This window comes from uncultured Clostridium sp., assembly GCF_947072515.1.
In the GTDB taxonomy this organism is placed as follows: Bacteria; Bacillota; Clostridia; order Clostridiales; family Clostridiaceae; genus Clostridium.
Genome location: NZ_CAMTIG010000002.1, coordinates 97,546 through 121,893, shown reverse-complemented (window position 1 = coordinate 121,893; position 24,348 = coordinate 97,546). Strand labels below are relative to the sequence as shown.

Annotated in this window: 23 protein-coding genes; 6 read left to right on the top strand and 17 right to left on the bottom strand. The window is 27.5% G+C overall.

Annotated elements, in window-relative coordinates:
* Nucleotides 1-76 precede the first annotated feature (76 nt).
* Entirely contained in the window at nucleotides 77-2,767 is a 2,691-nt protein-coding gene (gene fdhF / locus Q0W06_RS01495; RefSeq protein WP_297630505.1) for a formate dehydrogenase subunit alpha, read from the bottom strand.
* 234 nt (nucleotides 2,768-3,001) lie between these two features.
* Nucleotides 3,002-4,177, bottom strand: coding sequence for a DUF1002 domain-containing protein (locus Q0W06_RS01490; RefSeq protein WP_297630377.1), 1,176 nt, complete (start codon nucleotides 4,175-4,177; stop codon nucleotides 3,002-3,004).
* Nucleotides 4,178-4,427: 250 nt separating this feature from the next.
* Between Q0W06_RS01490 and Q0W06_RS01485 the strand changes: the two genes are divergently transcribed.
* The gene (locus Q0W06_RS01485; protein WP_297630375.1) at nucleotides 4,428-5,480 is read left to right on the top strand and encodes a hypothetical protein; all 1,053 of its coding nucleotides are present in this window, start codon (nucleotides 4,428-4,430) and stop codon (nucleotides 5,478-5,480) included.
* A 21-nt stretch (nucleotides 5,481-5,501) separates the two neighbouring features.
* Here the strand turns inward: Q0W06_RS01485 and Q0W06_RS01480 are convergent, their stop codons facing one another.
* The gene (locus tag Q0W06_RS01480) at nucleotides 5,502-6,308 is read right to left on the bottom strand and encodes a hypothetical protein (protein ID WP_297630372.1); all 807 of its coding nucleotides are present in this window, start codon (nucleotides 6,306-6,308) and stop codon (nucleotides 5,502-5,504) included.
* A 143-nt stretch (nucleotides 6,309-6,451) separates the two neighbouring features.
* A complete protein-coding gene (locus Q0W06_RS01475) occupies nucleotides 6,452-6,868 on the bottom strand; it encodes a hypothetical protein (protein ID WP_297630370.1) in 417 nt (138 codons plus the stop codon).
* Nucleotides 6,869-7,049: 181 nt separating this feature from the next.
* Here Q0W06_RS01475 and Q0W06_RS01470 point away from each other — a divergent pair, with 181 nt between their 5' ends.
* Nucleotides 7,050-8,225 (top strand): MFS transporter, encoded by a 1,176-nt coding sequence (locus Q0W06_RS01470; protein ID WP_297630367.1) that lies wholly within the window; start codon nucleotides 7,050-7,052, stop codon nucleotides 8,223-8,225.
* Nucleotides 8,226-8,264: 39 nt separating this feature from the next.
* On the opposite strand, the gene Q0W06_RS01465 is transcribed toward Q0W06_RS01470, so the two are convergent.
* The 4 genes from Q0W06_RS01465 to Q0W06_RS01450 form a co-directional block, all read right to left on the bottom strand.
* Entirely contained in the window at nucleotides 8,265-8,513 is a 249-nt protein-coding gene (locus tag Q0W06_RS01465; protein WP_297630364.1) for a hypothetical protein, read from the bottom strand.
* A gap of 90 nt (nucleotides 8,514-8,603) precedes the next feature.
* Nucleotides 8,604-8,984, bottom strand: a complete 381-nt coding sequence (locus tag Q0W06_RS01460) for a DUF1284 domain-containing protein (protein WP_297630362.1) — start codon at nucleotides 8,982-8,984, stop codon at nucleotides 8,604-8,606.
* A complete protein-coding gene (locus tag Q0W06_RS01455; protein ID WP_297630359.1) occupies nucleotides 8,971-9,516 on the bottom strand; it encodes a biotin transporter BioY in 546 nt (181 codons plus the stop codon). The genes Q0W06_RS01460 and Q0W06_RS01455 overlap by 14 nt, the downstream gene beginning before the upstream one ends.
* Nucleotides 9,517-9,696: 180 nt before the next feature.
* Nucleotides 9,697-10,215, bottom strand: coding sequence for a cysteine hydrolase family protein (locus tag Q0W06_RS01450; protein WP_297630356.1), 519 nt, complete (start codon nucleotides 10,213-10,215; stop codon nucleotides 9,697-9,699).
* Nucleotides 10,216-10,354: 139 nt separating this feature from the next.
* On the opposite strand from Q0W06_RS01450, the gene Q0W06_RS01445 reads away from it, so the two are divergent.
* Complete coding sequence (locus Q0W06_RS01445; RefSeq protein WP_297630353.1) at nucleotides 10,355-10,771, top strand: Lrp/AsnC family transcriptional regulator; 417 nt, start codon at nucleotides 10,355-10,357, stop codon at nucleotides 10,769-10,771.
* Between the two features lie 49 nt (nucleotides 10,772-10,820).
* Here Q0W06_RS01445 and pepT read toward each other — a convergent pair whose 3' ends face one another.
* The 4 genes from pepT to Q0W06_RS01425 all read right to left on the bottom strand — a co-directional run bounded on the left by pepT (nucleotide 10,821) and on the right by Q0W06_RS01425 (nucleotide 14,846).
* Nucleotides 10,821-12,035 carry a peptidase T gene (gene pepT, locus Q0W06_RS01440; RefSeq protein ID WP_297630350.1) on the bottom strand — a complete coding sequence of 405 codons (1,215 nt, stop codon included), beginning with the start codon at nucleotides 12,033-12,035 and terminating at the stop codon, nucleotides 10,821-10,823.
* A gap of 72 nt (nucleotides 12,036-12,107) precedes the next feature.
* The gene (locus Q0W06_RS01435) at nucleotides 12,108-12,788 is read right to left on the bottom strand and encodes a MerR family transcriptional regulator (protein WP_297630347.1); all 681 of its coding nucleotides are present in this window, start codon (nucleotides 12,786-12,788) and stop codon (nucleotides 12,108-12,110) included.
* Between the two features lie 195 nt (nucleotides 12,789-12,983).
* On the bottom strand, nucleotides 12,984-13,667 hold the full coding sequence (locus tag Q0W06_RS01430) for an ABC transporter ATP-binding protein (RefSeq protein ID WP_297630344.1): 684 nt from the start codon (nucleotides 13,665-13,667) through the stop codon (nucleotides 12,984-12,986).
* 12 nt (nucleotides 13,668-13,679) lie between these two features.
* A complete protein-coding gene (locus Q0W06_RS01425; RefSeq protein WP_297630341.1) occupies nucleotides 13,680-14,846 on the bottom strand; it encodes an ABC transporter permease in 1,167 nt (388 codons plus the stop codon).
* A 444-nt stretch (nucleotides 14,847-15,290) separates the two neighbouring features.
* Between Q0W06_RS01425 and Q0W06_RS01420 the strand changes: the two genes are divergently transcribed.
* Entirely contained in the window at nucleotides 15,291-16,718 is a 1,428-nt protein-coding gene (locus Q0W06_RS01420) for a cation:proton antiporter (protein ID WP_297630338.1), read from the top strand.
* 40 nt (nucleotides 16,719-16,758) lie between these two features.
* On the opposite strand, the gene pnuC is transcribed toward Q0W06_RS01420, so the two are convergent.
* Complete coding sequence (gene pnuC, locus Q0W06_RS01415) at nucleotides 16,759-17,571, bottom strand: nicotinamide riboside transporter PnuC (RefSeq protein ID WP_297630335.1); 813 nt, start codon at nucleotides 17,569-17,571, stop codon at nucleotides 16,759-16,761.
* A gap of 339 nt (nucleotides 17,572-17,910) precedes the next feature.
* Nucleotides 17,911-18,216, bottom strand: coding sequence for a hypothetical protein (locus Q0W06_RS01410; protein WP_297630333.1), 306 nt, complete (start codon nucleotides 18,214-18,216; stop codon nucleotides 17,911-17,913).
* A 125-nt stretch (nucleotides 18,217-18,341) separates the two neighbouring features.
* Between Q0W06_RS01410 and Q0W06_RS01405 the strand changes: the two genes are divergently transcribed.
* Together Q0W06_RS01405 and Q0W06_RS01400 are read left to right on the top strand one after the other, a co-directional pair.
* Nucleotides 18,342-19,175 carry an LD-carboxypeptidase gene (locus tag Q0W06_RS01405; RefSeq protein WP_297630331.1) on the top strand — a complete coding sequence of 278 codons (834 nt, stop codon included), beginning with the start codon at nucleotides 18,342-18,344 and terminating at the stop codon, nucleotides 19,173-19,175.
* A gap of 180 nt (nucleotides 19,176-19,355) precedes the next feature.
* Nucleotides 19,356-20,501 carry a polysaccharide deacetylase family protein gene (locus tag Q0W06_RS01400; RefSeq protein ID WP_297630328.1) on the top strand — a complete coding sequence of 382 codons (1,146 nt, stop codon included), beginning with the start codon at nucleotides 19,356-19,358 and terminating at the stop codon, nucleotides 20,499-20,501.
* A gap of 208 nt (nucleotides 20,502-20,709) precedes the next feature.
* Here the strand turns inward: Q0W06_RS01400 and Q0W06_RS01395 are convergent, their stop codons facing one another.
* From Q0W06_RS01395 to Q0W06_RS01385, 3 genes are read right to left on the bottom strand one after another with little or no spacing between them, the layout of a single operon-like run.
* The gene (locus Q0W06_RS01395; protein WP_297630326.1) at nucleotides 20,710-22,041 is read right to left on the bottom strand and encodes an FtsX-like permease family protein; all 1,332 of its coding nucleotides are present in this window, start codon (nucleotides 22,039-22,041) and stop codon (nucleotides 20,710-20,712) included.
* A gap of 12 nt (nucleotides 22,042-22,053) precedes the next feature.
* A complete protein-coding gene (locus tag Q0W06_RS01390) occupies nucleotides 22,054-23,388 on the bottom strand; it encodes an FtsX-like permease family protein (protein ID WP_297630323.1) in 1,335 nt (444 codons plus the stop codon).
* A complete protein-coding gene (locus Q0W06_RS01385; RefSeq protein WP_297630320.1) occupies nucleotides 23,378-24,073 on the bottom strand; it encodes an ABC transporter ATP-binding protein in 696 nt (231 codons plus the stop codon). The genes Q0W06_RS01390 and Q0W06_RS01385 overlap by 11 nt, the downstream gene beginning before the upstream one ends.
* Nucleotides 24,074-24,348: the final 275 nt, after the last annotated feature.

Here is a 24,348-nt window from a genome sequence, read left to right as displayed (position 1 = left end):
TTTACTCCTATAAATTATTTCTTTTTTCAAAAAGAGGATGCTCAAAGAAAATTTCTTTGATACATCCTAATTTTAATTAAGCCTTAGTTACACTAACAGCACATACCTTTAATTCTGGTATATTACATTCTGGATCCATCGCGGTATTTGTTAAGGCATTACAGTTTGCTGCTGCAAAGTGGAATGTCATAAATACTACTTCTTCTAATATTTTATCTGTTACTAATGCTTTAGTTTTTACTTTACCTCTTCTTGAAGCAACATAAACTAAATCTCCATCCTTTATACCTAATTCCTTAGCTTTATTAGGATGAATTTCTACATAAGACTCTCCTGATTCTTCATTTAATCCTTCAGTTCTTCCTGTCATTGTTCTTGTATGATAATGATATAAATTTCTTCCAGTTGTAAGAATGAAAGGATATTCTTTTGAAGTTACTTCATCAGCTTCCTTATAATCTTGATACATAAGGACTCCTTTTCCTCTTACTGGTCCATTTTCATGCATAAATACAGTTCCTTCAGAATCTAAAGTTTTACAAGGCCATTGTATTCCGCCTTTTTCAAGCTTTTCATAAGTTATTCCATAGAAGTTTGGATTAGCTAGTCTTATTTCATTAAACACATCTTCTGGTGAAGTAAATCCTTTATGTCCAAATAACTCCATAACTTCAGATATTATTTGCCAATCTGGTTTACATTCTCCTTTTAAAGGAAGTGCTTTTCTTACTCTTTGAACTTTTCTTTCTGTATTTGTGAATGTACCATCTTTTTCAGCAAATGCTGCTGCTGGAAGTATTACATCTGCATATTCACAAGTTTCATTAAAGAAAATATCTTGACATACTATAAATTCTGCATTAGAAAATGCTTCTTTTACGTGAGCAGTATGTGGATCTGAAACTATAGGGTTCTCTCCAAATACATACATAAACTTCACTTTATGATGATGAAGTGCTTCTAGCATATATGGTACTGTTAATCCTCTTTTATGACTTAATTCCATGTTCCATAATTTTTCAAATTTTTCAATAGCGTCCTTATCATCAGTATGAAGATACCCTGGATAATATTCAGGTAAACATCCCATATCACATGAACCTTGAACGTTATTTTGACCTCTAAGTGGGTTTATTCCAGCTCCTCTTTTACCAAGGTTACCTGTAACCATAGCTAAGTTTGAAACAGACATAACACCTGAAGTTCCTGTTTTAAATTGTGTTATTCCCATAGCATAATATATAGCAGAACGCTTAGATTTTGCATAAAGTCTAGCTGCTTCTTTTATTGTTTCTACAGAAACACCACAGATTTCTGCTGCCATTTCAGGTGTAAACTTTAATATGTTTTCTTTTAAAGCTTCAAATCCTTCTGTATGTTTTTCAATATATTTAAAATCACAAAGATTTTCAGTGATAATTACATTTAACATTCCGTTAAGTAAAGCAATATTTGTTCCTGGTTTAAGCTTAATATAAATATCTGCATGTTGTACAAGTTCAATTTCTCTTGCATCTGCAACAATAAGCTTTGCACCTTTTTTTACTGCCTGTTTGATTTTCGCCCCTATAACTGGGTGATTTTCTGTTGTATTTGATCCAATTACAAAAATAACCTTAGATTCTAAAATCTCTCCAATTGAATTTGTCATTGAACCACTTCCTAATGTAGTTGCAAGCCCGGCAACTGTAGAACTATGTCAGAGCCTTGCACAATGGTCTACATTGTTAGTTTTAAATACTGTTCTAAATAATTTTTGGAAAGAATAGTTTTCTTCATTTGTACATCTTGCTGAAGAAAGCCCTGCAAATGCATCTGGTCCATCTGATTCCATTATTTCATCTGCTTTTTTCTTAATTAAAGCATACGCTTCTTCCCAACTAGCTTTTCTAAATTCACCATTTTCTTTTATTAAAGGATGTGTTAATCTATCCGGATTATTTAAGAATTTATATCCAAATTTTCCTTTTACGCAAAGAAGTCCTGAATTTGGTCCATCATTTAATGGCTCAACTCCAACAACTTTATCTTTAACAACTTTAAGATTAAATTGACATCCTACACCACAATAAGAACATGTAGTTCTTACTTTTTTTACATCCCATTCTCTAAAGCTTTCTTTTTTCTTTTCCATTAAAGCTCCAGTAGGACATACAGATACACAGTTACCACATGAAACACAATCTGTTTCTGATAAAGGTACATATGGATGAACTCCGCTATGAACTTTAAATCCTCTGTTTTCTGGTGTAATAGCATTTTGCACTTGTAAATCACTACAAACACGAGTACATCTTCTACAATCTATACACTTATTCTTATCAAAATAATAAAATTTATTAGATTTATCAATTGCATAAGCTTTTTCATTATAGCCATCTTCTTCATGCTCATATCTATATCTTTGTCTATCGACACCATATTCATACGCATAATTTTGAAGTGTACAATTTCCAACTTTTTCACAAGTTAAGCAATCATCTGGATGTGTTTCTAGAATTTCTTCTAATCTTGCCTTTCTGAATGCTCTTACTTCCTCCGTATTTGTCCATATTGTCATACCTGATTTTACTTGCATACAACATGAAAGAATTAATTCATCTCTCCACTCAACCTTTACAGCACATAACTTACATTTTGCTGCTGGTTTCATTCTTTCATCTTCACATAAAACAGGAATATCTATTCCTATATGTCTGCAAGCATCAATTATTAACGTACCTTCTGGTACCGTTACTAATTTTCCATCAATAGTTAGGTTAATCATTTTACCAACTACCATTTAACTCACTCTCTTTTCTTTTTTATTTTAAATAATTTATTGTTTAAATATTGAAAAACAAACATTATGTAATGTTCCTTACTCTTTTAAAATACCATATACATATTAATAATCAATAGCACTATAATTAATAAAATAATAAATAAAATTTATCTAAATTTTCCAATTTAATGAAAAAAGCTACTTTAAAATAATTTTAAAGTAGCTTTTTTTCAGTATTTAATTTTCTTTATTCCCCTCTTCGTTAGAATTAGTATTAGTATTTTTATCTACATTCTCAATATTGCCATTATCTTTATTAGTATTGTCTGTATCTTCATTTTCTCTATTTATATCTGTTTGTTGATTTTCACTATCTTTATTTTCAATATTTTTATCCTCTTTTTTAGTATTATCATTTTCTTTTGATATATTTACATCCTCTACAGCATTTGAATTCCCTGTTGTTATTGCATTTTCGCCTATTGTCGTATCATTATTTGTATCATTTACAATACCTATATTCTTATCTTTACTATTAAATAAATCCTTCACCCAATTTATAAATTTATTTGCATAAACTTTTAAATTATTTAAAAATCCTTTTAGCTCTCCTTGCTCTTGCAATAACTGGTTTGTTTGTTCTTTTATTTTATCTAAAGTTTTCTCCATAGCATTTTTATTATAATCTTGCTTACTTATTTTTTGCATTAGATTATTTAATGATTCCTCTTGCTCTTTACTAAGTGTCACTCCATAATTATTAGTTATATTATTTATAATTTGTGCAACTTGTGTCTGATTTTGATTTCCATTTTGAATTACTTCTGCTTTTACTCCATTTACTATAGCTGCTGCCTTATCTTGTCCAACATTTTCATCATCTGCTATGTTAGTCGTTACTTTCAATTCTGTATTTGCAAGTTCCTTTTTCTCACTGCTTATTTCTTCCCCACTTGCTTTTTCAAAACCTGTCATTACTCCTGTCAATGCTCCAGTACCACTCACTTGAAAAGGAGCTGCTGCTATAACATTTGCATTATAAATACCTGCAGTTGTAAGCGCATTTGTTATCATACTTGCCGTTACATATGTAAGGTTAGCAGTTTTTACATTTATTCCTCCCTTTTCAGTAGGTTGTACATATGCGCAAGAAATAGTCTTATTTCCTATTTGTGCAACTGGAATTATTCCATTTAACTCTTCTCTTTCCTGTTTATTAGTTATTCTTATCTCCTCATAGCTACCTTTTGGTGCATTAAAATATTTAAGCATTTCATCCTTTTGCTCTGTCGTTAAATTAGCCCCCATACTTATTACATTAAACCCATCTGCAAATGCTAAACCTGTTGGTAAAAATATGCTACCTACAACAACTACCGTTGTCAATATCCCTACTATCTTTTTATTTCTCATTAAAATTCTCCTCATCCCATTATGTTTTTTGTTTATTATATCATCCATTCCGTTAAAATTTTCTTAACATTATCTTAAAATTTAAACTACTTATTTTTCTTTTTATTCATATTTGAAATAATAAATTATTTATAGTCATATATTAATTACCACTTATTCTATTGTTCTGTAATATTACTGACTTAAATTTATGATATTATATTAGAATATATAGATTTTTATATTAACACTATTAATGGGAGGATAATTAATGACAAAAAAGAATTCAAATTCATTTATAAAAATTGCAATTATTATAGCTTTTGTTTTATGTTGTATTATTGCTATTGGATATTATTATATGTATCAAGACTCTGAAGTTGTTTCTGCTGTTCAAGCTTCACAGACTGCTTTAAATAGTGGTGATTTAACTAAAGCTATTCAAGATTTAGACAACCTAGGTGGCAAAACTTTTGCGGATCGACAGCTTTTAGAAACACAGGAAACAGCAATTAAAAATTATGAAAATATTTCTACACAATATAATACAGCCGCTAATTATATAAATAATTCGGAATATGGTCAAGCGTTGCCAATATTAAACTCACTACATACTAACAATAAATACTTAAGTACTAAAATTCAAAACGCTATAACTATTTCTAATGAGAGTTTTCCACAATTACTGTATAAAGAAGGTGTAGATGCTTTAAAATCAGATAATAAAGATGCAGCTAGCAAGTATTATTCACAACTAGAAAATTTCTATCCTAATAGTTCCTTTACTAAACAGTTAGGTGACTATTTAGCTGGTAACTCAAATAATACTATAGATTCTTATAACATAGTAATTTCTAGACCTAATTTAGATGGTATTAGTGCTAGTCAAAGCGCTTCTTCAAGTTCAGGTTCTACACTAGCAGCTATTAGTACTCCTAAAGTTACTCAAGTAGCTAGTACTCCTAAAGTTATAACTTTATCTACTAGCACTACAGATACCAAACCTTCTAATACAAATAGTAATGTTGCTAACAGCAATACTACTGCTCCTGCTACTAATAATGCTAGTAATACTAATAGCAGCAACAATAATAATAGTAGCAATAATGCTACTGCTAATAATACTAAACCATCTAATCCAGCCCCTACTGCTAATAGTAGTACTTCTAGCAGTAACAAAAATACTACTACAAATAATAATACTCCCCCTCCATCAAACAAAGTAGTTTCTCACACATCTGTAGCTCAAAACCCTACTCCAAAGTCTACAGATAAAGAATCTGCTCCAACTAAAACGGATACAAAAGATGGTGCAAATAAATAAAAAAGGGCATATGCCCTTTTTTTATTCTTTATATTTATAATCTTTATCCTCTATTGCTACAAATAGAATTTTTTCTACTGTTTTTTTATTGAATAATTTGATTAAATTCGAATGAACTTTCGATGTCACTTCATAATTTATTTTATCAATTTTTCCAAATTCATTTAATATGTTTAATCTACAATATACAGTTATTAATGTATATAATCTAATATAAAAATCATTTGAATCTACATTGCTTTTTTTCATTCTTTCATCAATAAAATTAGAATTAAGATTTTTATATAATAATTCAGTTAAAATTATATTTGCCTTTGGAGTTTCTCCAGCCTCATTTATCTCTGAATAATTTATATCTTTACACATTTTAAAATATTTCTTTACTCTAACCTCATTATCTTTATATAACGACAATGCTTTTCTAAGCTTAACTCTAAACTCATCTAATGCTACATCAATTAAAAATTCTACCTTTTCATCATTATCTATATTTCCTACTAAATCTTTACTATATCTTTTATTTGATAATTTATCTAAAACAAGTTTTTTACTCTTTAAAATATCTCTATTTTCTTCTAATAACCCATTTAATAATTCTATTTCGTTTTCTGTATAGTGAACTTCTACATCTACTTTCTTTAAAGCATTAACTCCATTTAATAATCCATAATCTCCATCTAAAACATCTAATAAATAATTCAATCTATTAACTATATCGAAAGTTTCAAATTTCACTTGTATCCATTTTTCCTGATTGTTTATTAAATATTTTATCTTCTTATCCTCTTTATTAAAATCTATAATTTTAATTTCTTTATTTTCATGCATAATGTCATTCCTCCTACTTCTAAACGTTTTATTTCATTTTAACAAATAATTGTGTAATTTCTATTAATTGTATCTTTGCCATTTTGTGTATTATTTTTATAAAATAAAAATATAGTTGTAGAAAAATCTACAACTATATTTTTTTATTCATATTCACATTCTTTTGTAGAGCTTATAAGAAAGCCTATTCCTGAAAAAAGTAAATTTTTAAATAGGATTAATGATGGATTATTCATATTAATTTCAAATATTACAGATAATCCAATAATTAAAATCATACTTATACACAATATACCTACACAATAGTTTTTAAGCATTATTGATGTTTCCGTACATATCATCTTTCTACTAGTTTTCTCTAAAACAAACCCAATTATAGATGAAAAAGCAGTTCTTATTGTAGCTAAATTTCCATTTGCATCTAAATCTGATTTAAAAACTGATATTCCTATCATAATAAAAGCAATCCCACCTATTAAAAGTAAAAATCTTGATGTTATATAGGATTCAGAAATTAATTTTTTCAAATGTCTAATAAAATCTTTCAACCCACTTTTCATTTAGCTCACATCACTTTTATTAAGTTACTATATTCTATGTAAATTCATTTACTACTGCTACACTTAATTATTTTTTAACAATCTGTATACTTTCAAAATTTCCCCTACTATATTTCAATAACCTTTATATAATATAACTGTATCTTTACAAAATTCATATTAATACTAAGGAGATTTTTTAATGAAAACAGGTATTTTTTCGAAAAAAGAATTTATTTTAATTATTGTCCTCGGACTTATTTTAGGAATGAGACAAATTGCTGTAGGAATAGTTACTCCATTCATTGCTAGTTATACTGCAAGTTTAACTTATGGAACTTTAGCCCTCGGTGGTATTTGTCTTGGTTTAACTAGTTTAAGTAAGGGCCTTTTCCAAATTCCTTTTGGTAATTTAGGTGATAAACTAGGTAATAAGCGTGTTATTCTCATAGGTTTATCCTTATTACTTGTTGGACTATTAATTATATTATTTTCTAATAATGCTTATATGTTTATGCTTGGTCGTGCACTGCAAGGTTCTGGTGCTATTGTTGGGGCTGGTTATGCTCTTTTATCTAACTTAATTAAAGGTGAAAAACGAATAGAAGCAATAAGCTTAGTTAGCGTTATTGTTGGTATTTTTTCTGCCATCTCTTTAGGTTTTGGTCCAGTGCTAAGAGATTTTATGTCAATTAAAGAAATGTACTTACTATCAATTATTTTAGTTATCGTTGGTATAAGTTTAATAATTTTTTTAAAAGATGATAAAGAACACCTTTCTACAAAATCTAAAAAAATAGTTTTAGATAAAAATGAAAAAAAAGAATATGTACATAATTTAGTTCCTCATAAAGCTTTTATTGGTTTTTTGATTATAGCCTTCATGACACAGTTTGTTGGTGTTGCTGGATTCTTTATAGTTCCTCAATATTTAGACAAATTAATTGGTCAAGATAAAATGTGGATTGTCTTCACTCCTGCTATATTACTGTCATTAGTTATAATGAAAAAATCAAGTCGCTTTTTAAATAGTGGTCATACAAAAAGAATTACTCTTCTATCAGGTATTTGTATGCTTATTTCAATTATTATTTTATTAGATGGGAAATCATTAATAACAGTTGGTTTAGGTACTTTTTTTCTTTTCACTGCATTTAATATATTAACTACAGTTATTCCGGTAATTGCAAATAAAATTGCCAAAGATAATTTTCGTGGTCTTGTTAATGGAATTGTCAATACCTCTCTCTTTATTGGAAACTTTATCGGTGCTTCTATTTTAGGGATTTTATGGACAAACTTTAAGTCGTTAGCTTTTATTTTACTTATTATTGGATCTATTTCAATAATTATAATAGCTGCTTTATATATTGAATAATAAAAAGATGTATTCTTTTATTTAGAATACATCTTTTTATTATCTTTTTTTTACAGCTTTAGTATTATCCATTCCCATAACTATACTAATTACAAACATAATTACAAATGATGATAACGCTAAATCTCCTATTAAATTTATAATTGCTGCTATAATACTAACAAACTCATTAGTAGTATGCTGAAGTAATTTACATATAATCAATGCAACAATAAAAACAATAATTGATATAAACCACGTGATTGTAGCTCTTTTAGGACTATGCTTTTGTACTTTTGGATTACTCATATTTTTTCTCCCATCCTACATCTTATGTAAATTTATTATAGCACTATACTTCTCATACTAATTTAAATTTATTTTTAATAATCTCTAAAATTAATTTATTTTCTCATTAAAACAAACTTTCTTGATGTACCATTCACAACATCCGCATATATCTTTTTTCATTTCTTCATTTATATTTATTCTTATTTCCTTATTTAATTTTGAATAAACATATATTTTTTCTTCTATATGAAAATATTTAATAACTTTCTTATCTATCTCTTTAACTTTATCTGTTGTAATACATTCATCCTTTTCTTTTTTATTAGGACATTTATGACATATGTCATCTTCTTTAAATATAATTTTAACTTTATCTTCTACTTTTAACTTTTCTATAACTTTTTCCATATTGTAAGTAAATTCATCACTATATCCCTTACCTTTATAATTCTGTATACAAAGAATATGATGTGGTCTAAGCTCTATCATAATTTAATATCCTCTTTATTCCTTTATGCTCTTTTAATGTTTCTCCTAATACACTTACTAAAGTGCCTTTTATCAAATCAGTTACTATAAATGGTGCTACACATAATAAAATTCCTTTATAAATACTCTCCCCTGTTACTATTGAAAACTGTATTGTTCCTATAGTATAAGTAACTAAAGTACCAATAAAAAACCCTATAAAAATTAAATATCTTTTATTAGTCTTTTCAGAAACTAATCCTATTATAAATGCCATTATAGGAAAAGCTATTATAAATCCTCCTGTTGGCCCTAATACTATACCTATTCCTCCAGTAAAATTTGCAAATACAGGTATTCCTATAGTTCCCATAAGAATATATATTAAAACTGAAATGAATCCCTTTTTACTCTTTAGTATAACTCCTGCAAGTCCAACTGCTAATGTTTGCATTGTCAGTGGAACTCCTCCTGGAAGGGGTATTGATATTTGTGCTAAAACTGCTATTATTGCAGCAAAAACTGCACAAAGAATTAAATCTCTAGTTTTCATCATTTTACTCCTTTTAACTTAATTATATATTCATATTATCTTCTCCCTCTTTTATTGTCAACCTATTTTTATATAAAGGGTGACAATAAAGAATTTTATAAATAAAGACAAGACATCTTAATAAAATGTCCTGTCTTCAATCTTCTATATTATTTTTAATAATATTATTATAGATTTTATTTAAAGTATTTCTTTATATGAAACTATTCCTATATCTCTTGTCATAACTGCTGCTAATCCTATTAAATGTATTGGTTCACTTACAGATGTGCAACAATCTGCTAATATTGAAACTTTGTACTTTTCAGCTGCTTTAGAAATAGCTGTATGTGTAACACAATTTTGTGTCATCATTCCACAAACTAAAATTTCTTCTGCTCCTATTTCTGATAAAACTTTTTCTAAATCAGTTTTAAAGAAACCATCTGCAAAAGTTTTTACAACTACTTTTCCTTCAGATGCCTTTTCTAATATTCTTTGATGAATCTTAACGCCTTCAGTTCCTTCATTAAAAAATGGTGATAATCCAAGACTTGGATCTGCTACATGTTGGATATGTACAATTGTTACATCATTTTTATGTGCTAAATCTATAGCTTCTTCTATATTTTCTAAAGTTTTTTCTGTATTCCATAAAGGAAATTTTCCACCTTCAAAATAATCATTTTGTAAATCAATAATTAATAATGCTTTTTTCATCTTTATTTCCTCCGACTATCTTTTATATTTATTTTTTTCTATAATTAAATTATACTATTTTCATATTTATATTCACTTCTCTAGTGAAAAACTAAAAGATAAAATCTTTTCATATTGAAAAACTTAAAGGAGATTAAAAATGAATATTGATAAAATTGATTTAGATATAATAAAAATCTTAGAGACTAATTCTAAATTAAGCTTTAAAGAAATTGGTGAAAAAGTACATATGACAGGTCAGGCTGTTGGATTTAGAGTTAATAAATTAATTGAAGAAGGTATTATTCAAAATTTCACCATTAAAACTGATAAATCTAAACTTGGATTCTCTACAACCGCCTTTATTAAGCTTTACATGAATACTGCTGACCATTCTAATGTTTTAAGCATAATCGAGAAACATGATGAAATTGTAGAAGCTTTTAGAATTAGTTCTGATTGTTGCTACATATTAAAAATAGAATCTTTAAATACTGATTTTATAAATTCTTTAATTGAGGAAGTATCATCCTTTGCAAATTATCAAATCTCTCTTTCTTTGTCAAAAGTAAAATAGAGAAAGCAACTAAAAATTGCTTTCTCTATCTTTTTATATCATTCAAAATTTATTTTTCACCATATAATTTTGCTATATTAACTACAGTTTCTACTGCTTTTTCCATTGATTCTATTACAACATATTCAAATCTTCCGTGGAAGTTTTCTCCTCCAGTAAATATGTTAGGGCAAGGTAATCCCATAAATGAAAGTCTAGCTCCATCAGTTCCACCTCTGATTGGTCTAATTTCTGGAACTATATCTGCCATTTTCATAGCTTCTTCTGCTGTTTCAACTATATGGAATTCTGGCTCAACCATTTCCTTCATGTTTTTATATTGATCTGTTATAGTAACATCTACTCTATTACCATACTTTTCATTTAAAGCTTTTTCTGCTTTTCTGAAATCTTCTTTTCTTTTTTCATAAGATTCATCAAAGAAATCTCTTACGATAAATACCATATTAGTTTCTTCGACTTCACCATTTATACTAATTAAATGTGAGAATCCTTCATAATTATCAGTTTTTTCTGGTACTTCATTTAATGGAAGCATTGAAAGAAATTCATATGCTAACATTTGTGAGTTAACCATCTTATCTTTTGCATATCCTGGATGAACATTCTTTCCCTTTATTTTCACCTTAACACCTGCTGCATTAAAGTTTTCATATTCAAGTTCTCCAATACGTCCACCATCTATTGTATAAGCAAAATCAGCATTAAATTTTTCAACATTGAAGTAGTCTGCTCCTCTTCCTACTTCTTCATCTGGAGTAAATCCAACTTTAATATCTCCATGTTTTATTTCTGGGTGTGCTACTAAATATTCCATAGCTGTCATTATTTCAGATATTCCAGCCTTATCATCTGCTCCTAAAAGTGTCTTTCCATCAGTTGTTATTAAAGTTTTTCCTACATAACTTTTCATTTCTGGTGATTCTTTTGGGTCTAATGAAAATTTATCATTTAATTTTATTACTCCACCATCATAATTCTTTATTATCTGAGGATTTACACACTTTCCATCCATATCTGGTGCTGTATCCATATGTGATATAAATCCAACAGTTTTAACTCCCTCTTTATTTCCTTTTAATGTAGCATATATATATCCCTTTTCATCTTGTTCTACATCTACTAATCCAATTTCTTTTAATTCTTTAACTAAAACTTTCCCAAGCTCTAATTGGCCTTTTGTTGTTGGTACAGTTGAACTTTCTTCATTTGATTTAGTGTCCATTTTTATATATTCTAAAAATCTTTCATCTACTCTTTTCACTCTTATCACTCCATTTTTATTTAAATTTTCTTATATCTCTATTTTACATAATTCTTATAAATTACTAAAGAATTATTTATATTTTTCTATTTTTTCCACAATTGTCATTGCATCTTTAGTAGGTAATCCTCTAATTTTTCCTGGCATATCTTGCATATCTCTAAGATTTTCTAGAATTACCTCTAATCCATTTTCACTATTACTCATTTTATTCATATGTTCTCTAAGCTTATTTACTTCTTTTTCCTCTTCTTCACCTTTGCTTTTTAGCACATCCATTAATATCCCCATTAATGCCATATGTAAATCCCCATGTTTTTCTCTATCTTTAATATTTTCACTATAAAGTTCTTTATGATTTTCTATTCTTTTAGCTTTTATACTTCCTGTAATCTTAAGCCAATCGATTTCATTTTCATGTTTTATATTATCAAGACTTTCTAAGCATTCATTTATAATACTTAGTTTTCTTATTTCATGTTCTAAAATTCTTTTTTTCTCTTTTAATCTACCTATATTTTTATCAGAATCAGAATGGAGAATTTTTTTTATTTCCTCTATGGAAAATCCTAAAAACTTAAGCGATATAATTTTTCTTAGCTCTTTTATATCATCATTTGTATAAAATCTATAGCCTTTATCATTTTTATAGCTAGGTTTTAAAACATCTACTTTATCATAATATTGAAGAGTTCTCACAGTAATTCCTAGCATTTCTGCAATTTCTTTTGGTTTATAATATTTTTCTTCCATCACTATTCCTCCTTTGTTTATTACTCTATAGTATAACATTATACTCCTATATTCATTTATATATTTTCACAAAGAAATAAAGTTCCAATTTTATTGAAACTTTTAAATAGCTATTTTTAACTTTATTCAAGAAACTCTTCCTATATTCTGCAAAAAAATATAGCTGACCATAAATATGGCCAGCTATAAATCCTTTTATTTTTTTACATCTTCTGTTATTTTTCCATCACTTACTGTAATAACTCTATCTGCTTTTGCTGCAATTCTATTGTCATGAGTTATTATTACAAAAGTTGTTTTAAATTCTTTGTTTATTTCTCTTAAAAGATTGTAAACTTCTTCTGTTGTATTTGAATCTAAGTTACCTGTTGGTTCATCTCCTAATATTATCTTAGGATTATTTATTAAAGCTCTTGCAATAGCTCCTCTTTGCTGTTGTCCACCTGATAAATCAGTAGCTTTATTATTTTTTACACTTGTTAAATTAACTATTTCAAGAAGCTTTTCCGCTCTATCTAATACTTCTTGAGTTACTTTCTTTCCTGATATTCTATAAGGCATTAAAACATTTTCTAATACTGTGAATTCAGGTAAAAGATAGTGGAACTGAAATATAAATCCTATATCTTCATTTCTAACTCTTGCAAGTTCATTTTTACTCATTTGATCAGTTCTTTGTCCATTTATATAAACTTCACCTGATGTTGGAGTATCTAACGTTCCCATAATATTCATCATAGTAGATTTACCACTACCACTTTGTCCTATTATTGAAACAAACTCACCTTCTTCTATACTAACATTTATATCAAATAAAACTTGTGTCTTAACTTTATCACCGTAAACTCTATTTATATTTTTTAAATTTAAAACTTCCATTTTTATACCTCCTTAGTTATTTCTAATAACTTCCATTGGATCTAATTTTAATGACTTAGAAGCTGCAAATACTGCTGCTAAAATCGCTACTATTATTGCTATTATCATACTTACAAATAAGTATCCTACATATATGTGTCCTGTTACAATAGCTGCTCCTGATGGAGTTCTTATAAGATTTGAGAATGCTTCGAATAAGCCTATTCCCAATATTCCACCTACTATTGCTCCAATAACTCCTAGTATTCCACCTTGATATATGAATATTGCCGCTGCACCACTATTTCTGATACCCATTGCTTTTAATATACCAATTTGTTTTGATTTTTGCATTACTGATACCGCAAGTACTCCTGCTATACTCATTGCTACTGAAATTATTATAAATACTTGAATTGTCATACTTGATGAACTTTGTCCGCTTAAAGCTGCTAATAATTGAGGATTTGTTGATTTCCAGTTAGTAACTGTTAAATCATTATTTACATTTTTACTAATACCAGTTGCTATTGTATCAGCTTGGAATATATCTTTATTGTAAAGCTTCATTTCGATTGAATTTACTTCACCTTTTTCATTAAATAATTCTTGTGCATAATTTAAATTAGTTACAAGCCATGAATTATTTAATTGTGATACTCCAAAGTTTGCTATTCCACTAACTTCAACAGTTTTAGTTTGCATATTTGGTTCTGAGAAAGTTACTTTATCTCCAACTTTATAGTCAAATTTCTTAGCAATTCCTTCACCAATAACTACTTGACCTTCTTTAGTTGGCATATTTCCTTTAACTAAATCTTTTTGTACATCATATATGTTTTGTCCTTGTCCATAATCCATCCCTCTTACAAGAATTGAATTACTAGTTCCACCTTTTGTTATCATACCAGGTGTATCTAAAACTCCTGTTATTTCTGAAACTTGTGGATAATCAGTTTTTACATTATGTATTATAGCGTCATAATTATCAAAAATCTTACTGCTATTCTCCTTATTGTTAATTGTTATTTGAGAAGTATTCCCCACTATTTGATTTATTTGATCATTATTAAGATTTTTTATAAGTAGTCCTAAAAATATTTGTACTGTTACACCAAGTGCAATTCCTAGTGCAATTAAAATTGTCTGTGCCTTATTAGATTTTAAAAATCTACCAGCTATTTTTAAATTAATTCCCATATCTTTATCTCCTTTTCTTTCGTTCTTCTATGTTTTGAATTATAAAGTATGCCCTAAGGTTATACTCAATAGCTTTTTTCATAATTTATAATTTGTTAATAATTATTACTTATCGATTTATTTTATTTTTTAATAATTATTATCTAATTTTACTCAAAAAAGAATTTAATTTATTTTTTCTATATGTTTGTTTTCTTTTCTTTCTATTTTTTTATTATAGTAAGACTATATAAAATTCAAATAATCTAATTATAAAAAAACTATAAAATTATATAAAAAATTTAGTACAAAAATCTTTTTTGTACTAAATTTCTCATTTAATGGCTCTAATATTTCATCTGTTATTCTGCTCTTAACTCGTATACTTTCTTTATTTTTAGTAATTATATATAATATATTATATATTATTTTATAGATATTTTTAAATATCAGGAGGTGCATATTTTGCATGATGAATTAAATTACAGTTCTTTACTTGTAATTTCAATAATAGCCTTCTTTACTCCTTTTTTAGTTTCTAGACTAAAAAGATTAAAGATTCCTTATCAAGTTGGTGAAATAATTATAGGTATAGTTGTTGGAAAAACATTTTTAAATATTGTTAGACCCGATATATCAATACTTTTTTTATCTAACTTAGGTCTTGCTTATTTAATGTTTTTAAGTGGACTTGAAATTAATTTTAATGATTTAAAAGCAAATAAAGATGGTAATAGCGTAATAAAGCTCCCTATTTTAATGATGATAGTTTCATTTATAGTTGCAGTTATATTATCTTATTTTGGGCTTAAATTAATAGGTATAAATAAAGGATATTTATTATTTGCCTTTATTTTTGCAGCTTCTTCACCAGGGCTTGTAGTTCCTATTTTAAAAGGTAAAAATATAATAACTGAAGAAATAGGACAGATTATTTTAACTTTTAGTATTATTTGCGAATTTGTTGCTATCATTGGTACTACAGTTATTTTTTCAATTTCAGCAAATGGATTTACTTTAAAAAGCTTTGAGTTTGTTTTAATATTTATTTTTGCTGCAATAGTGTATCTTATTTCTAAAATCTTTATAAAACGTCATGATTTCACTATTCCATCGTTTAAAAATATTCATCTTATAGTAAGAGCTGCTTTTGCATTAATTCTTATATTAGTTGCTGTTGCTGAAAAACTTAATACCGAAATTGTTCTTGGTGCTTTTTTAGCTGGTATGATTTTTTCTATTCTTACCGGAAAAGCAAAAGAAGAAATTTCTCATCAATTAGATATAATTGGTTATGGATTTTTAATTCCAATTTTCTTTATTATGGTTGGAGTTAATGTTAATTTAAAAATTGTTTTAGAAGATCCTAGCGTACTGTTAAAAGTTCTTGTACTTTTAATAATTTTCTTCTTAGTGAAATTCATTCCTTCAATGTTACTAAAAAGGAAATTTGGTTTAAATAAAGCAATCTCGACTTCTATGCTATTAACTGCACAGTTAAGTTTAGTTATAGTTTCAGCTCAACTTGCTTTTCAATTTGGTTTTATAGGAAATACGGATTATTCTGCTTTTATAATAACAACAATAGTTTCATGTATTCTATTCCCTGTTATTTTTGAAAAGTTAACTCCTTCTTTAGAGAAATCTAAAGAATCTGTAAGTAAGGATATTATTATTCGTGAAGTTCTTTTAACTAATATTGCATTTGAAGATAAGCCTTTAAAAGATTGTAATTTTCCAAGTAGTTGTAGAATTTTTTCTTTTATTCGAAATGATGAAGAAATTGTTCCTAATGGAAATACTATTTTAAAAGATGGTGATTTATTAATTTTAGTTGGAACTCATGATCATGTAGAAGAAACAATGGAACTTTTATCTACTCACGATTCCTAACAAAAAAAAAGCAAGCTGAAACTCAGCTTGCTTTTTTATACTAATTCGCAGTTTGTGCGTTTAATTTTTCACTATTTTCCTTTGCTAATTTAGCATTTTGTTCTTTCTCCATTTTTAGCCAGTTGTAATATCCATAGAATGAACTAACTAAGAATTGTGCCCACATTACAGCTCCTGAAAGATATATTATTGAAAAATGTGGTGCATTTATTAACGCTTTTACAAATAATATAAAACCTACATTTGCAAAAATCCAGAATATCCATTGCTCTACATATCTCTTTGAAGTTAAATAGAATGCAAATGTTGTTAAAATTCCTGATATTGAATCCATAAATAATTGTGGATCCTGCTTAATTTCTGTTCCAAATATATAATGTACTCCATATGGTAAGTACTTAATAAATAACATATATAAATACCAACAAATTACTAATGCTATAATAACTTTTGGCCATTGTCCCTTTTTAAATCTTTTTACTATTACAACATCACTCTTACTTTTAGCAAGGCTTTTCTTCCATGCAATAAGTCCAAATATTTGTAATGGTAAAGTTAATAATATAGTCTTTATCGCTTGTCCATAAAGACAGCCCATTATTGAGATTATTAACATTGCTACTGTATTTACTATCCACCAAAAATATAATATTAAATTTCCTCTTACTTGATAAATAGATGTTACTACTCCTGATAGCGTTGCTACTAATCCGATTATTCCTCCTATAGTTAACACATCTGATAATCTTCCTCCACCTATAAATGCAGGTATGAAGAATGTTACGATACTTGCTATCATAAAAAATACAAAAAACACCTTTTGAAATGGTGTATATGCTTTAAAAAATTTCATTTTATTTCCTTTTCCCTTGTATTTATTTCGGAAAAATATTTTCCTGACTTATATTAGTGTTTTTAATATTTTTTTTCAATAGATTAAGTCTTTAATTGTCTTTCTAATATTTTAACGGTATTTATTTTAATACTTTTATATCTTTTGTATCTCATTTTCTTTTTTTAATAAATTCTTTTTCTCTATAACGAATTTTAATACCTTGAAAAGTAATGAATATTCGTTAACTATTTCTTTTTTATTTTTCATTTATTCATATCTGTTACTTTGCATTAAATTTCTACTTTATTATTATCTAAATTTCGCTTATTTTCTATATTATACATATATTAGTTTTATTCACATATTTGGAACATTTTGAAGCAATATATATAACTCTGCATAAATGTCTTCTATTTCATTTTTTTCTCCTATTATAGTATTTGGCTGACTTTTAATTTTCTCTTTATTTTTTTCATTTAGCTCGTATTCTGTGTATATTCCTTTTCCTAATACTATGATTATTTCATTCCACTCCAATAATCCAGTAATATCCTTTATTTTTATACACATTTTGCTGTTTGAGAAAAAAGTGTCTTTTTTATCTATTGTTAGCATATCTCCTTCAACTTTTACTACTGTACTATTTTCTAATGTTTTCTTCAAATTAATCACCTTCTATAAATCATTCTTATTACTTTTTATTCAATTTTTTTTAATTTGATACCTTTAAATTAATCTTTCCCTAAGATAATATAAAATATAACAAATAAACTTTAAGGAGAATTTTTATGATATTAAAAAAAATAGTTCTTGTAGCTCTATCTAACCCTATAACAAGTATGGCAAATGTTTCTAAGCTTTTAAATTTATTAGATTCTCTTAATCTTACTGTTATTAAGTCTAATTATTTAATTCATAATACTGACATCTTAAATAGAGATAATCAAAAAATGGCTAAAGAATTAATCCATTTTCTAAACGATACATCTATTGATGGAGTATTTGATATTTCCGGTGGAGATCTATCTAACTCTCTTTTACCTTTTATAGATTTTAGCCTTATAACTAATTCCTCTGCTAAATTCTTTGGATACAGCGATTTAACAGTTATTTTAAACGCTTTTATTAAACATACAAATATTAATATTTTTAATTATCAAATTTTAAATATAGTTAAAATGCCTATTGCTCTGGCACTTTTCAAAGATGCGTTTTTAGAGAACGGAACTTCTCTATTTAATTTAAATTGTATATCCCTTAGAAATAATTCAATTTCACCTATAACAGGTATCGCTATTGGTGGAAATATTCGTTGCTTTTTAAAATTAGCTGGAACTCCTCATATGCCCGACTTAAAAAATAAAATTCTTTTATTAGAAAGTTATAGTGGAAATCAATATAAAATGTTAACCTTTATTAATCAGCTACTTTTATTAAAAGATTTTTCTAAAATTAAGGCTATAGTTTTAGGAAACTTTACAGAAATGGATAATGAAAATTTATCTCCATCTATCGAAGAGCTTTTCTTAAAGTTAACCGATAAACCACTTTTTAGAACAGTAAATTTGGGACATAACCCAGATTCACACTGTATCAATTTAGGTGAATATTTAAATTTGTAAATGTAAATATGTGTTAACAATAAATCTTTTTTATTCCACAAAAATTTTTGTATTTTTAATTTTCTTTTTGCTTTTTTGTAACTTATTTATAATACTTTTAAGGGATAATAAAGTTAGCTTTTAAGAAGGCTATTTACGGAATTTTATAAAAATATTTTAATTTAAAGAGGTATTATACTAATGAAGAAAAAAGCAATTATAACTATTATCGTTGCCGCAGTAATTGTTATTGGTGGAGGCTTTGCTTTCAAAGCTCACGCTACTGATTCAAAAGAGCATAAAGCTGCTACTGAACAAGCTCAAAAAGTTGCACAAGCAAAAGCTGAGCAAGACCAAACTAGTGCTGCAATGAAGACATTTGAAGAAAACAAAGGTCATACAGCAAGTAATCAATATTTAGGTTACATTAATCCATACGAAAATTGGTTTAAACCACAAGAAATCGTTCCTGGACAAAATATTATAAAATCAGCTGAAAGCTATGCTGTTCCAGCAAATGAAGTAGCTCAAATGATTGCTGGTGATTATAAAGGAACTCAAAAACAAGTATTCTTAACATTTGATGATGGTCCAAGTACAGACAATACTCCTAAGATTTTAAATATCTTAAAAGAAAACGGCGTTCACGCTTCATTCTTTGTAATTGGAGATCATTTAAAGAGTTATCCAGCTATGCAACAAATTGTTAGACAAGAAATAATGGACGGTAATGCTGTAGGTGACCATACATTTACGCACGTTTATAGTGAATTATATCCTAACAATAAAATTGATGTACCTTACTTCATGAATCAAGTTTCTGAAACTCAGCAACTTTTAGGTGATTTAATGGGACCAAACTTTGCTACTCATATCGTAAGATTACCAGGTGGATACATGTCAAGAGCATTCTATCACGATCCTAACTTAGTAAGCTTTAATGCTGCTCTAGATAAAGATCATGATACAGCTTTAGATTGGACTGCTGAAACAGGTGATTCAGGTACTACTGCTGTACTTAATGTAAATCAGCTAATCAGTATTATGGATAAAGATATCCAAAGTCAATCAAATCCTAACCAAGTTATTTTATTAATGCATGATGCTGGAGCTAAGAAAGATACTGTAACTGCTCTTCCATCTGTAATTAAATACTTCAAAGATCATGGCTATGCATTTAAAGTAATTGAAAATGCACCTGCTAGTTCATTTGATGGAATTCCAACAGTAACTGATACTTATTCAAACCAAGGTGAATCATTAACAACTAAAACAGTAACTGAAAATGGTAAACAAGTAACTGAAAAAGTTTCTGATTACAAAGGTAAGGGATATCAATATAACTAATTAGGTAAAAACCAAGAAGTAATAGGGAAGAGATATTAAAAAATTTAATAGTTTTTAAAGACTAATTAGTTTTTATCCTCTTTTTTATGGATATAAATGCAGCCAATAGAATTTTCTATTGGCTGTTTTTTAATATATAAAAAAACCCTTTGTTTCAATAACAAAAGGTTTTTCTATATTACCTATTCTCTCCTCTCTATTTTAAATCCTATTCCTCATTAATTATTTCAATTACATCTAATTTTGCTGCTTTTCTTGCTGGTAATATTCCTGATATTGCTGAAACTACTACTGTAACTATAAATCCTAATGCTACATTTCCACTAGTAAGCATTATTGTTATATCTTTGCCTGTATTAGTTAAATATATATTTACAATAAATATTGCAATTATTGCTAATATACACCCTGCTATAGCTCCTAGTATTCCTATAAATATTGCTTGTGCTAAGAATATTATTTTAATATTTCCTCTTTTAGCTCCAATACTTCTCATTATTCCTATCCATTTTTTCTTTTCTCCAATGGTCATTGTCATAGTATTTATAAGCCCTACACTTGCAACTATTATTACTATAATTGCTCCTATATCTAATATTCCTCGTACAAATCCTGTAAATACACTTACTAATCCCACAACTTCACCTAAATTAAATGTTGAATATCCTAAGTTAGTATTTATGTTTTTCATTATACTATCTATATATTTATCTGAAGTCGTATTTATAGTCACCATTGAATAGTTGGGTTTTACTTTTGAGATAGTTGTTCCTGTATAATACGCTTGCATTTCATTTGTTATATTTTCAAACGTCATTATACTACCTGGATAATAAGAGTTTTTATTTTCATATACTCCTTTAATAGTTAAGTTTACTTTTTTCTCTGGCATTACCATTCCATTAATACTTGGCATTGATAATATTAAAGTTATTTTTTTCCCTATTACAGAGTTAAAATCTTTTATCCCCATATTTTCTAAATATGACTTTCTTACAAGGATTCCATTTGCATCATTACTATTTAAATCACTTCCTGCAATTATATCCCCTTGTCCTGTATATAAATATTTAGGATTGTATCCTAATACCACTGCTGAGCTTCCTTGTTTATCTGTTCCTGCTACTTCTATATTTGACGCTCTACTTGCTTCATATACGCTTAAATTCTTAACTCCCGTTATTTTGCTCATACTCTCTAATGAACTTGCTGTTATAGCTTTCTCATTATCTTGTTCTTTAGGATTAAGTTGTGTATTTTGAGTATATGGAAGAAGTTGCATTCCACTATTTGATTGTTCTTGAAATTGCATTGCAAAGTTATTATTTGCATCGTATTTTTGTGGCATCACCATAACTTGACTCATATCTCCAAAGCTTGAGATAAAGCTTGTAGCTGTTTTATTTATAGTATCTCCAATTCCTTGCATTGCTACTAAAAGCATACATCCTACCGCTATTGCTATCCCTGTTAAAATACTTCTAACTTTCCTTTTATAAAGATCTTTTATTCCTATACTTATTCCATCTGATATTTTCATCTTTCTTCCTCCTTACTCATTTAATGCTTCTATTGGATCTAATTTCGAAGCTTGACTAGAAGGATATATTCCTGCTATAACCGAAATTACTATTGAAAATATTATTGTTCCTACTATAAGCCACCAAGGTGCAAATTTCATTAACGCTACACTGTTTCCTTTTTTAGATAAAGATTCAATTATAACGCCACTAATTATTCTAAATAAGACACTACTTATTATAGCTCCTATTACTCCACCTACAAGACCTATCGCTCCTGATTGGAATATAAACATAGTTTTAATTTCACTACTACTTGCACCAACTGCTTTCATAATTCCAATGCTCTTTTTCTTTTCATGTACAGCCATAACCATAGTATTAACTATTCCTATACCTGCAACTATTATTACAATTATTCCAAGTATAGCTAAAACCATTGTTATTGTATTAAAACTGCTATTTATCTGTGCTGTTTTATCACCAGTTGATTGAGCAAAATATCCTATATTTTTAATTCCATCAACTATTCCATTTACATTGTTTAAATTTTGTCCTTCAACAACTACACCGTTATAACCATATTGTTTAAAGAAATTATTTGTATATTGCATAAACCCTGCAATCTTTTCAACATCTTTACTGTTCATTACAATTTTATTTCCATCAGGCATGTATTTACTCATAACCCCCACAACTTTAAATTGCATTTTAAATGGTGATACCGGTGTTCCATTTATATTTGTTATATCAATCGTTACATTTTGTCCTACAATATCATTCGGATTATTTATTCCTAATGATTCTAATAAACTTTGTCCTATTACTACATCATTATTTTCACCATTTTTCAAATTTTCTCCTGCAATTATAGCATTAAAGTTATTATCTTTTGAGTTAGATTTTGCATTTTCAACATCGCTATTAAAATACATATCATAATTTAAGTTATATCCTTTAATAGCAAAGTTTCCATAATAAGTTTTCCCATCTCTTATAATCTCCGCAACTTGTGCCCCTATGTACGCTTCTATTCCATCAACACCATTCAATTTTGACATTTGTTCTAAAGATTCATTATTTATTAATTTAAAATTCTTCTTCATCCAATCTGGCATATCTTGAATTGCTTCTTTTGGATTTGTTGGCATTGTTGCATCAGCTTTAACAGGATTTACTGTTATAGTTTTAGTGTTACTTCCACTATTTACAGTACTAACCATAAACTGATTTAATAAAAGCCCTAATGAAACCATTAATATTATAAGTATTGCTCCGAGAGTTATTCCAAAGGAAGTTAAAAATGTTCTCTTTTTTCTTCTTCCTAAGTCTTTAAAAGCTAATGAAATATTATCGCTAAGCTTCATTTTTAAATCCCTCATTTCTCTCATCACTTATAAGGTTTCCATCTTTTATTTGTATGACTCTCTTAGCTTTTTTAGCCTCTTCCATATTATGTGTTACCATAATTATTGTATATCCTTTATCATTTAGCTTATAAAAAAGTTCCATAATATTATTTCCTGTTTTAGAATCTAAATTTCCTGTAGGTTCATCAGCAAATATAATTTTAGGATCATTTACTAATGCCCTAGCTATAGATACTCTCTGCCTTTGTCCACCTGACATTTCACTTGGTTTATGATTAGCTAAGTGTGCAAGTTCAACTTGTTCTAAAGCTTTCATTGCTTTTTCTTTTCTTTCAGCTTTCCCCATTCCTGCAAAAATAAGTGGCATCATAACATTTTCAAGTGCTGTTTGTGTATTTTCAAGATTAAATGCTTGAAATACAAATCCAATATATGAATTCCTAAATTTAGACATTTCTTTATCTTTATATTTTGAAATATCTTTTCCATCAAATAATACTTCTCCACTCGTAGGTGTATCAAGTCCCCCTACAATATGCATTAATGTTGTTTTTCCTGAACCCGATGGTCCTACTATAGCTAAAAACTCTCCATCTTCAATATTTAAAGATACATTATCTAAAGCTATAATAATTTCTTTTCCCATTTTATATTTTCTTACTATATTTTTTATTTCTATCATAAAACAACCTCCTTTTTATTATTTAATTATATTACAAAATCAATTTTAAAAATATTATTTTATTAAATTAGATGACTATTTATTTTTTCACTTTGTATAGTTTTTATTCATCTCTCTATTCTACATTTAATCAAATTTATATTATAAAAAAAGCCAGCTTAGAAAAGCCAGCTTTTTTCTGCGATTTTTAATTTAATAATGTTAGTTTAAATTAGTATTATAATATCACAAATCAAAACTTATCCAAAATAACCCTTTTAATAATCACTCATTTT

Coding starts and splice junctions, on each gene's coding strand:
- Q0W06_RS01490 (WP_297630377.1), bottom strand. CDS start 4,177: ATGAGAAATAAAAAGATAGTAGGGATATTGACAACGGTAGTTGTTGTA.
- Q0W06_RS01485 (WP_297630375.1), top strand. CDS start 4,428: ATGACAAAAAAGAATTCAAATTCATTTATAAAAATTGCAATTATTATA.
- Q0W06_RS01480 (WP_297630372.1), bottom strand. CDS start 6,308: ATGCATGAAAATAAAGAAATTAAAATTATAGATTTTAATAAAGAGGAT.
- Q0W06_RS01475 (WP_297630370.1), bottom strand. CDS start 6,868: ATGAAAAGTGGGTTGAAAGATTTTATTAGACATTTGAAAAAATTAATT.
- Q0W06_RS01470 (WP_297630367.1), top strand. CDS start 7,050: ATGAAAACAGGTATTTTTTCGAAAAAAGAATTTATTTTAATTATTGTC.
- Q0W06_RS01465 (WP_297630364.1), bottom strand. CDS start 8,513: ATGAGTAATCCAAAAGTACAAAAGCATAGTCCTAAAAGAGCTACAATC.
- Q0W06_RS01460 (WP_297630362.1), bottom strand. CDS start 8,984: ATGATAGAGCTTAGACCACATCATATTCTTTGTATACAGAATTATAAA.
- Q0W06_RS01455 (WP_297630359.1), bottom strand. CDS start 9,516: ATGAAAACTAGAGATTTAATTCTTTGTGCAGTTTTTGCTGCAATAATA.
- Q0W06_RS01450 (WP_297630356.1), bottom strand. CDS start 10,215: ATGAAAAAAGCATTATTAATTATTGATTTACAAAATGATTATTTTGAA.
- Q0W06_RS01445 (WP_297630353.1), top strand. CDS start 10,355: ATGAATATTGATAAAATTGATTTAGATATAATAAAAATCTTAGAGACT.
- Q0W06_RS01435 (WP_297630347.1), bottom strand. CDS start 12,788: ATGGAAGAAAAATATTATAAACCAAAAGAAATTGCAGAAATGCTAGGA.
- Q0W06_RS01430 (WP_297630344.1), bottom strand. CDS start 13,667: ATGGAAGTTTTAAATTTAAAAAATATAAATAGAGTTTACGGTGATAAA.
- Q0W06_RS01425 (WP_297630341.1), bottom strand. CDS start 14,846: ATGGGAATTAATTTAAAAATAGCTGGTAGATTTTTAAAATCTAATAAG.
- pnuC (WP_297630335.1), bottom strand. CDS start 17,571: ATGAAATTTTTTAAAGCATATACACCATTTCAAAAGGTGTTTTTTGTA.
- Q0W06_RS01405 (WP_297630331.1), top strand. CDS start 18,342: ATGATATTAAAAAAAATAGTTCTTGTAGCTCTATCTAACCCTATAACA.
- Q0W06_RS01400 (WP_297630328.1), top strand. CDS start 19,356: ATGAAGAAAAAAGCAATTATAACTATTATCGTTGCCGCAGTAATTGTT.
- Q0W06_RS01395 (WP_297630326.1), bottom strand. CDS start 22,041: ATGAAAATATCAGATGGAATAAGTATAGGAATAAAAGATCTTTATAAA.
- Q0W06_RS01390 (WP_297630323.1), bottom strand. CDS start 23,388: ATGAAGCTTAGCGATAATATTTCATTAGCTTTTAAAGACTTAGGAAGA.
- Q0W06_RS01385 (WP_297630320.1), bottom strand. CDS start 24,073: ATGATAGAAATAAAAAATATAGTAAGAAAATATAAAATGGGAAAAGAA.